The organism is Herbaspirillum sp. RV1423 (assembly GCF_000577615.1).
GTDB lineage: Bacteria > Pseudomonadota > Gammaproteobacteria > Burkholderiales > Burkholderiaceae_D > Herbaspirillum.
The window spans coordinates 37,048-46,218 of sequence record NZ_CBXX010000056.1; the positions used below are offsets into that span (position 1 = coordinate 37,048).

Here is a 9,171-nt window from a genome sequence, read left to right on the forward strand (position 1 = left end):
TCCTTTTATCAGGTAGAATTCCGCCCGCCACATGGAAACCGGGCTCATATAGATTTGGCGGAAGCACCTGCCTCCCTAATGGTCAAAGTGGGGGACCATGTGGAGATACTCCCAGGCGTGTGCAGTAGGGGGGGAATCGGCCATGTTGTAAGTGTGCTATCTGACCCCTAACTACGCTTGGTGCCGGGGTGCAGCTGCTGTGAAATCTCGATAAGCGGCTTCATCCCTGCGCCGAATCTGGCAATAGCCTCTCGGTGAACCTGCAGGGCACCGTAAGGGAGATAGCGTATGCCGAGCTCGGCTACGCGGGAAAACGCCGGCCGGCAAAGCTGCTGTTCCACCTCGGTACGGCGGTTGTCTGGGGCAACGAGGAAGAGCGTGCTGTTTTCTCCGACTTTCGTCCCCAAGGCGAGATCTAGCATCCGCACTATTCCGGAGTGGGCGTGTGCGAATTTTTGTGTAAACGGGGTTTCGTTTAATTCATAGAAATACGTTCACCGAACTGGATGGTGAACCTGGTTAGCGCAGCTTTCCAATCCCGGATTGGCAGTGTCCACTTTTTACTGATGTTGCGCAATGCCAGGTAAAAGAGTTTGACGAGCGCCTCATCGGTAGGGAACGCCCCCCGATTCTTCGTCAGCTTGCGCAGACTCATGTTGACTGACTCGATAGCATTGGTCGTGTAGATGACCTTACGAATTTCCGGCGGATAGTCGAAGAACGGAATCAGGCGGGGCCAATTGCGCCGCCAGGATTGGCCGATAGGTAGATACTCTGCATCCCATTTCTCTTCAAATTCGCGGAGTCGAAGTTCTGCCTCTTCGGCGGTGGCCGACTGGTAAATCAGTCGCAGGTCGGCCGCCACTTCCGGGCGTCGTTTCCACGAAACGTAATTCAGACTGTATCGAACCATATGGACGATGCACAGCTGAACCGTGGTCTCCGGGAAGACAGCCTCGATGGCATCTGGGAAGCCCTTCAGGCCGTCCACGCAGGCGATGAAGATATCTTGCACACCTCGATTGCGCAGCTCGGTGACGACCTGCAGCCAGAATTTGGCACCTTCCGTTTGCGCCAGCCACAGCCCCAACACTTCCTTCTCGCCGTCCATGGTGATACCGATGGCCAGATAGACGGCCTTTACCCGCACCGTTCCCTCACGCACTTTGACATGGATGCAGTCCAGATAAACGATGGGGTAAATCGGATTCAATGGCCTGGCTTGCCATGCCTTGACCTCATCGACGACGGCGTCAGTGACCGACGAAATCAGGCTGGGTGACACCTCGGTGCCGTACATCTCTTCAAGGTGTGCCTGAATCTCTCGTACCGTCATGCCACGGGCATACAGCGACATAATCTTGTCGTCGAACCCGGCCCAACGCGTCTGATGCTTGGTCACCAGCTTCGGTTCGAAGCTGCCATGACGGTCGCGGGGAACTTCAATCGGCAGCTCGCCAAATTCACCCTTGAGCGTCTTGCGACTCTTGCCGTTCCGGGTGTTGCCCGTGTCATTGGCGACGCTCCCATGCTTGTCATGACCAAGGTGCTCGCTCAGCTCGGCTTCCAGCGCCCGTTCCACCACCAGCTTGGTGAGATGTTTCAACAGGCCTTCTTCACCTATCAAATCTTCGGGATTCTTGTAACTGGCTAGCAATCCAGCCAGTAGTTCTTCTGGTACGTCGTGTTTCTTCTTACTCATTGTGGCTCCGGACAAGGCGACAGTTTCCTGCCAATAGTCCGTTTACACAAAATTATGTACAGGCCCTATTCAAGCGATTCAGGGCTGGGTGACGCTCACTGCCGCGGTATTGGCCGCTGCCGGCAGTGGCTTCAATCTCTGGTGGAAGTTTCGCGATAAAAAAGACAAAATTCGGGTTGCCTGTGATTTGATCTATCCGCAAATTAGTCCAGGCTATTTTTTGCATGTCATCAGCTTGTGTGATCATCCAATGCGGATAGCAGATTTTGGCTATGTGATGTTGAACGGCAGCCTCTTTTCGATTCCGCAATTCGAAGTAAATGAGCCGGATGACGAAGTCCGGTTAGCCTACGGCAGTATTGATCTTGAAAGTCGAAACGCCTCGTTCGAAACCGGCATGTCGCTGCGAGATCGTCCGGCCGGAGTCTATGCGAGAACAACCAGTCAGAGCCGCCCATGCCTGGCATTTAGGTATGACACGCCGAAGTGGCAGCGCCTGTGGTTGCGAGTAGTAATTCGTTGGAAAATCGCTTACTACTAAACGTCTGGCAAATCAGTCGTTGATAGAGAAGTTATCAGGCCATGCATTACACCGTCGATAGAATACCAAGCGCTCGCAACTAACGACTGATCGCGCAAATCCAGCATGTTCAAGTCGACGAAGCGCAGCTTTCTAGCTCTTTCTAACATATGAACGATGCTACAAAACATCGCCAAATAGATCTGGCAAAGCACGGTAGAAGAAACTCGGCTTACTTGCCATGGAATAGGAAATGCGGGTTCCCCTCGAACTTCAGCACGATCAATTGGACGACTGATATCCCAATCACATATTTCTAACTTCATGCGAAGTAGGCGCAATGCCAAATTACTCAAGTCGCAATGCCATAAATCCAATGAAACTTGACTACTTATTTCATTCATGCCGCTTTCTTCGGTAATTCTCAATGCCGAAGAAATTGTGGCGAGCGCCTCCCGATATCCTTCCGAACAGATCCGCAATCTCTCGCCTGCATTTCTTGGATCTCTATATCGCCCTTCTCGCTCCGGCGCATTCTCAAAGATGGCGTGAAACTTGGATACGTTTGGATATAGAACGGTACTGCAAACTTTGGGAAGCGGTGCAAAGTTGGCGCCAATGGAGATAACAAAATCACGCGGTCGACACCAGCGTTCCCAAGCACTTTCCCAAGCGGGATTTTGCTCCATCATGGTAGTTAACACTTTTAAATTGTCCATGTGCGTTGCAAGCCATGTGACAAACGGATCGAATGCCTCCTGTATCGAGCTTGCTTGCTCTCGGTAATCGAGGTGCAATCGGAGGTTGGATTCCGCTCCAGAAATATAAAGTCCGCAAAAAGGACAAATAAATGGATTGTCGAATAACGCAGGAGAGAATCGAAACTCGGGTAGCCTTTCACCGCAGCTGCTGCATCGGCTACTTAATTTACATGCATGGATAGGACAGATGGAGAGCGGTTGAAACTGAAACCAGACACTGTGGTAACCATGTTCATGGCAAATTGGGCAGATACATAGCTTTTCACGAAACCAAATTGGGGTAGTGTTTCCCAGCGTTTCAAATATTATTTGCTCGTCAGCTTGAGGAAAATTCCAGTCGGTGTCTGCGATCTGATGAATCTTTCTCCAAGACAGGGAAAACAACGAATGATTGAGTGGTCGAAAGGAATTGGTCCGGCAAATTTTGCTCAGAGTCTCTGCATTAAGAACATTTCTCCAAGAGAATCTCAACAAAACGGAAAAGGTAGATTCGTGAGGCAAACTCGACATATCTAGCCCCGACCAATTTTTCTCTTTTTGTTTTTTCATGTCTGCACCTGTATGGTCTTTGGTGCAGTCCCTTCGATTAGCGCCCTTGCCTCGTCTATCCGAGCATACTGAATAGCGTTTTTCCAAGCATTATCCGGCAAACGCATGTTCTCAGCGTCCAGACCGCTACACTCCAATATCAATGCGCGAATCGCAAGAAAACATTGTCGTGCTGGAAATTGATGACCAATTCCCTTATCGCCCGAATGATTCAACGCCTCTATGAATCGCTTTGCTTCATTCCGTAATCGAAATCCAGATTCATATGCTTTAGGAAAGAATAGTTGAGTCCAGGTCCAATCCGTTTCGGGTGGATAAATTGCGGTATCTATTCCATTCAGTATTATGTCCAGGTCTTCCAGCGTAGATAGCGCACGAAAAGGACTGTGGCGCATTGTGAATCGGGCCATCAAGTCCAGGCGCCTCTCGCTTCGCAAACGATCAAGAATGATCTGAAAGTCAGGTTGCTGCCCCATCATTACGGTAATTAGCTTCACTCCTTCACGATCCAAGCTGTTGTACACATCTTTCAGAAACAAAAAATCCTGAATAGACATCGCCTGAGCTTCGTCGATAAAAAGGACACATGCGTCAATACCGGATGCTCTCGTATCATCAATAATCCGATTCGTTAAACGAAGGCGAAGTTCGTACGTCTCCCCTCTTTTGCTTTCGTTATGACTGACCGTATTGAGGAAATGCTTGAAGAACGCACGTATCGAAGGGATTTGCTGGTTTTGGGCATCGTGTTCATAGATGACTAGCTTCGGCATTTTTGCCTTCAACATATCGTGAACCATATTCAAGGCATAGGTCTTTCCTATACCGCTCGGCCCCGTAATACAGCAGCCTGGCTCTCGAAGCTTAATGACTCTAAATATACGGATAAATAGCTCTTGAATTGGCGGCGTAATCAGCACCTCACTAGAAGTAAAGAGCGGATGATGATCAAACAAATTGCGGCGGATATCTGCACTGTCCATTAGCGCCTCCGATCGACAGATTTAATGTTCGGAATGTCATAAAGGCCAAACGGATCTGGATATTTCGTCGAAATATCCAGGGAAGACTCCGGTTCGACAACGTTAGATGGAGGAGTATTTCGCATTGCATGTTGAGCAATGGAAAGCGCCTCTTTCGACTGATGAAGACGCTTTCTTTTTTCCTTTCGCTGCAAAATCATTTGCTCTTTTTTCTGCCGCCCCCAAGCCGCGACCACATCTTCACGCTCGTCGTGAATTTGCATCGCAAGTCCGCTGCGGTTGATTATTTTTCTTTCTCGAACAGAGATGGCAGAGCCAGACCATCGGCGTTCTGGAAGAAGGAATCCAATGTCTTCACCGGTGTCTTTAATTGTCGCTCTTACCTGCCGAACATCTCGACGATTAATATAGAGGACGAGCTTCTTCCCTACGAGATGATAGGAATTCGCCAGCACATCATTCGTATATCGGCATCTATCACTTCGAATATGCGGTCGAATATGTTTGTTGAGATTACCTCTTACAAAGCCTTCTTCGACATGTGATAGAAGCGTTAGTTTGTATTGAGTTTGAATGGCTAGCGGCTGAGGAAAAAATCCGCTTGACGGTTTGGCTAATGAAGTCTGAAGCACATTTAGTGGCGTCGTGAATTGAAGACCTTCAGAGATTGAGTTGTTATATTGTTGGATACAACCAAACACTATCACTATCAGTTCGGACAGCATTATTTTGAAGGTGACGGCTGTTCCTGTGGGATCGCCGCGTCTTGTATCACTCGGTCCATTTCCATAGGTAGACGGCAGCCTCTGCAATCCTTTTCTGGTTAGCTCGCCGAATATCCGCTCAATCAATGGCCGTCGCCACCAAGCCCGAACGGGGCCAAAGTTGACGGCACATCCTACGGTATCAATCACATTATTGACGACCTCCGTGGCGCTATTGCTCCAAGCATTGTCCATTTTCAGTGAAGAAAAGCACTGATGCCGCAACTCCGAGAAGCATTGATTTGGAAGGATTTTTTCTTTCGATAGAAATGCAAAAGCCAGGCTCTGATGCTCTTCTGAATAGTCGATGAGCGCACTCTCTATTGTTTCCAATACCGAGTCTCCGCTTGGATTGTTTTCTAGAGCAATGCAAGCACCTAATACTGCTGACGACCGTTCATCGATAAGTAAGCCGATGTGCCAACGGCTGAGTGGTATTTCCAACTGGCCACCGTAGTCATTCTCAAGCAGAATAATTGAACTCGCATCGATCTTATGAAAATCCAGCTGAACATGCGAATACGGCCTCAAAACAGGAATAAGCGGCTTATACCCATTCCCAACAACGCCACGCCGGGCGGCGTCCTTTCCTACTCGTGCGCTAACCCAGCGGCCCAGGTTGTCGTCTCGTAGACGATGACAGTACTTTATTAAGGCGTTGTAGCCACGATTTTGCGTATTGAACGGCCATTCATCGTCCGCCATATTTGCGTTGCGAAGTAATTTAATGAACTCTCGATGAATTGACCGATACGATATGCGAGCCTCATGGATAATTTCTCGAGAAGCTGTTTTGAACAGATATTCTTGAACAGCCGCTTCCACATCCGGTAATTTCGAGAAGAGCTGCCCTAACGCGCCAGCGCATCCTGCAGAAAGATCTCCAGGACGTCGCACTATCTTTTTCTGGCGAATGTAAGATCCAGTCCGGCTTCCCGTTAAAAGTGCTGTAAATCCTGCGATACCACCCTGCCCGTTCGGCGCTAGACATTTTCGGACCAAGCGCACTATTTCATTTGCGCTTTTCCCGGTCGCATTTTTTATATTGGAAGAAGACTCGTTATCGGCATACATCTCTACCGCCAATTTTCGGTCTAGATATCGACTTTTCTCGTCCAGACTAATAACGTTTAAATCTGGCGCCGGCCAGGCACTTAAATCCGAAAATGGATAGGGAATCAGGCGTCGCTGTGGCCCCCGGGTCATTTCGTTCCCCGTTGAAGGTACGAGCCAGGCCCAAATAGTTCGTTATCCAAATCGCAAACTAGCAAGCCGATTTGCAACATCTTGGCAACGGCACCTAGCATGAGCGCAGCGTCAATAGTCTGATCTGACAGCAACGATCCAAAAAGTATTTGCTCATGAATATCTAATTTTTGATTAACAACTTTTACTTCGTGATGCGTCGACATCCCACGCACACGAGTTATCGCTGCACACAACAAAAGCCAGTTGTCGAAACGTACTGCCTTGCCCGCCAGATCAGCGTCAGTCTTAATTCGATATGGAACGCCGGCGATAGAGGCCGCTTGTGCTTGCGCCGTAAGTTGTGGTTTAGCTCGGCCCACCCTATGTGCCGTTGCATCGGTTGCGCGTTTAAATTCCCACCACTCACAATGGCCGCTATGCAAATAGACTACGGCGTCCAATTTTGTTTGCCGCACCTCTCCGTCGACGATTGCCGATACGGGATCAGGATTCGCGTTATATCTAGCTATATGGATATCTCCCTCGAGAAGAACGAGATGCATAAACGCGACATCCCCTTCAACCACGATTCGGATATTGTTTTTTGGAGATTCAAATATCCAAATATTCGATAGGTATTTTTTCCTGTTGCGTATTGCCGGTGAAACAGGGACATGGCGCAAGTGTGGAAATCCGACACCTGCACTAACTGCTTGAGATTCGTCAGACATGACTTCTCCTTCCACTTTCAAGTAGTGGTTTGGAAGATCCGCTTTTTTGGGAAAAAACCATTTCCCGTATCAGAATAAATCTGACTGAAAACGGATATTTGAATAGGGAAGAGGCTTGACGAGTCTGAGAGGAATATGGATACTAAAGACGCCAATCAGCAGTATCCACTGCCCAAAAACGAGACAAGCCGCGAGGTTTGTCTCGTTTTACATAGATACCTCCTCTTTTCTTTTTCGTTTTATCCGTACCGGCGCGGTTGCCCTGTCTTTTAATAGCGAATGAGGTAAATCAATTACCTCGCGAATCAACTTCACTTGGACTGGGTGCAAATAATTTAGCGCTGTGCGCAGATCGTTAAGAAGCCAGTAAAGGTCCGTTGGCGCATCTGCATCCAGGATTAGCTTTCTTTGCGACGCTAACGCCATTTCGCGCAATGTCTCTTGCTCAGGTAATGACATGGAAAGAGTCTGGATGAGGCGTTCCAGGAATTCGTCCGTGGGAGGCCCCTTGATGCCGAGTTCCAATGCAGATATGTAGCTAGGTTCATATCCCACTGCTTCAGCAAGCTCCGATTGACGCATACCATGGCGTATTCGAAGATTATGCAAGAACAGAGAAAAGGGGCTCATTATCGACCTTTAACAACGCTATAAAAATAGCCTAGTCAAAGCGGAAAATGCTGTCAAATATGAGGAATGCGGGGTAACCACGAAATACTATATTTCGTGGCTACGAAATATATAAGATCGTGTTCGCGAAATTTGAAAAATGATTTTTCTTCATAGGAGAGAAAAATATTTTTAAGATTTTTTGTTGTGATGTTGTTTTTACGTGACTAAACAATAACCTGTTTGATTAGATGTATTTACCGATCTCGTTAAGAAGACAATCACTAAAAGTGATACTCGTAAAGAGACGTAGGGAAAAAAATGAAAGTCAAAGACATAAAAACTGCCTTATATCGACGATTCCGGCATAAATTCCATTATTCGTTTTCCAATGATCCCGATCGTTCATGGCTAGATGCGCCTCCAGTAGGTAGGGAATTCGGCAGCCCTGACTATGAGCGATTGGATGCAGAAGATGCGCAACTCCGAGCAAGTTGCACTCAAACAATCATTCAAGGATAGAGACCACGGGCGAAGAGTAAAGATGGAGAGTTCCCGGCACTTATAAATCTACAATCTGTCCTAATACGTGCGTTTGAACACGCTATCCTTTTTCGCGGGCTAGATAGCAGTCAAGAGCAAGCCACTGACCGTCGACATGAGCATCAAAACAACTGAAGGGAATTCCGGCTAATGAAAATCGCTGGTTATCCTTCGTTTTCAACTCTATTTTCGGGCGTGTGCGAATTTTTGTGTAAACGGGGTTTCGTTTAATTCATAGAAATACGTTCACCGAACTGGATGGTGAACCTAGTTAGCGCAGCTTTCCAATCCCGGATTGGCAGTGTCCACTTTTTACTGATGTTGCGCAATGCCAGGTAAAAGAGTTTGACGAGCGCCTCATCGGTAGGGAACGCCCCCCGATTCTTCGTCAGCTTGCGCAGACTCATGTTGACTGACTCGATAGCATTGGTCGTATAGATGACCTTACGAATTTCCGGCGGATAGTCGAAGAACGGAATCAGGCGGGGCCAATTGCGCCGCCAGGATTGGCCGATAGGTAGATACTCTGCATCCCATTTCTCTTCAAATTCACGGAGTCGAAGTTCTGCCTCTTCGGCGGTGGCCGACTGGTAAATCAGTCGAAGGTCTGCCGCCACTTCCGGGCGTCGTTTCCACGAAACGTAATTCAGACTGTATCGAACCATATGGACGATGCACAGCTGAACCGTGGTCTCCGGGAAGACGGCCTCGATGGCATCTGGGAAGCCCTTCAGGCCGTCCACGCAGGCGATGAAGATATCTTGCACACCACGATTGCGCAGCTCGGTGACGACCTGCAGCCAGAATTTGGCACCTTCCGT

The 9,171-nt window shown here is 48.3% G+C and carries 8 protein-coding genes and 1 pseudogene; 1 reads left to right on the forward strand and 8 read right to left on the reverse strand.

What is annotated here, in order from left to right; genetic code table 11:
• Positions 1-167: 167 nt before the first annotated feature.
• Together RV1423_RS26850 and RV1423_RS26855 are read right to left on the reverse strand one after the other, a co-directional pair.
• A pseudogene (locus RV1423_RS26850) lies at positions 168-440 on the reverse strand (type II restriction endonuclease); the annotation flags it as partial.
• A 35-nt stretch (positions 441-475) separates the two neighbouring features.
• Entirely contained in the window at positions 476-1,702 is a 1,227-nt protein-coding gene (locus tag RV1423_RS26855; protein ID WP_034303662.1) for an IS256 family transposase, read from the reverse strand.
• Between the two features lie 88 nt (positions 1,703-1,790).
• Between RV1423_RS26855 and RV1423_RS26860 the strand changes: the two genes are divergently transcribed.
• Positions 1,791-2,243, forward strand: a complete 453-nt coding sequence (locus RV1423_RS26860) for a hypothetical protein (protein ID WP_034303663.1) — start codon at positions 1,791-1,793, stop codon at positions 2,241-2,243.
• Here RV1423_RS26860 and RV1423_RS30225 read toward each other — a convergent pair.
• The 6 genes from RV1423_RS30225 to RV1423_RS26885 form a co-directional block, all read right to left on the reverse strand.
• Positions 2,240-3,532, reverse strand: a complete 1,293-nt coding sequence (locus tag RV1423_RS30225; RefSeq protein WP_155835323.1) for a hypothetical protein — start codon at positions 3,530-3,532, stop codon at positions 2,240-2,242. The two genes, RV1423_RS26860 and RV1423_RS30225, sit on opposite strands and share 4 nt — an antisense overlap.
• The gene (locus RV1423_RS26865; protein ID WP_081769036.1) at positions 3,529-4,515 is read right to left on the reverse strand and encodes an ATP-binding protein; all 987 of its coding nucleotides are present in this window, start codon (positions 4,513-4,515) and stop codon (positions 3,529-3,531) included. Before RV1423_RS26865 ends, RV1423_RS30225 begins: the two co-directional genes overlap by 4 nt.
• Positions 4,515-6,485 carry a hypothetical protein gene (locus RV1423_RS30230; protein WP_155835324.1) on the reverse strand — a complete coding sequence of 657 codons (1,971 nt, stop codon included), beginning with the start codon at positions 6,483-6,485 and terminating at the stop codon, positions 4,515-4,517. The genes RV1423_RS26865 and RV1423_RS30230 overlap by 1 nt, the downstream gene beginning before the upstream one ends.
• Positions 6,482-7,198, reverse strand: a complete 717-nt coding sequence (locus tag RV1423_RS26875) for a hypothetical protein (RefSeq protein ID WP_155835325.1) — start codon at positions 7,196-7,198, stop codon at positions 6,482-6,484. Before RV1423_RS26875 ends, RV1423_RS30230 begins: the two co-directional genes overlap by 4 nt.
• A 207-nt stretch (positions 7,199-7,405) precedes the next feature.
• The gene (locus tag RV1423_RS26880) at positions 7,406-7,828 is read right to left on the reverse strand and encodes a helix-turn-helix transcriptional regulator (protein ID WP_034303667.1); all 423 of its coding nucleotides are present in this window, start codon (positions 7,826-7,828) and stop codon (positions 7,406-7,408) included.
• A 749-nt stretch (positions 7,829-8,577) separates the two neighbouring features.
• On the reverse strand, positions 8,578-9,171 hold a 594-nt coding region (locus RV1423_RS26885), incomplete at its 5' end, for an IS256 family transposase (protein WP_034303668.1).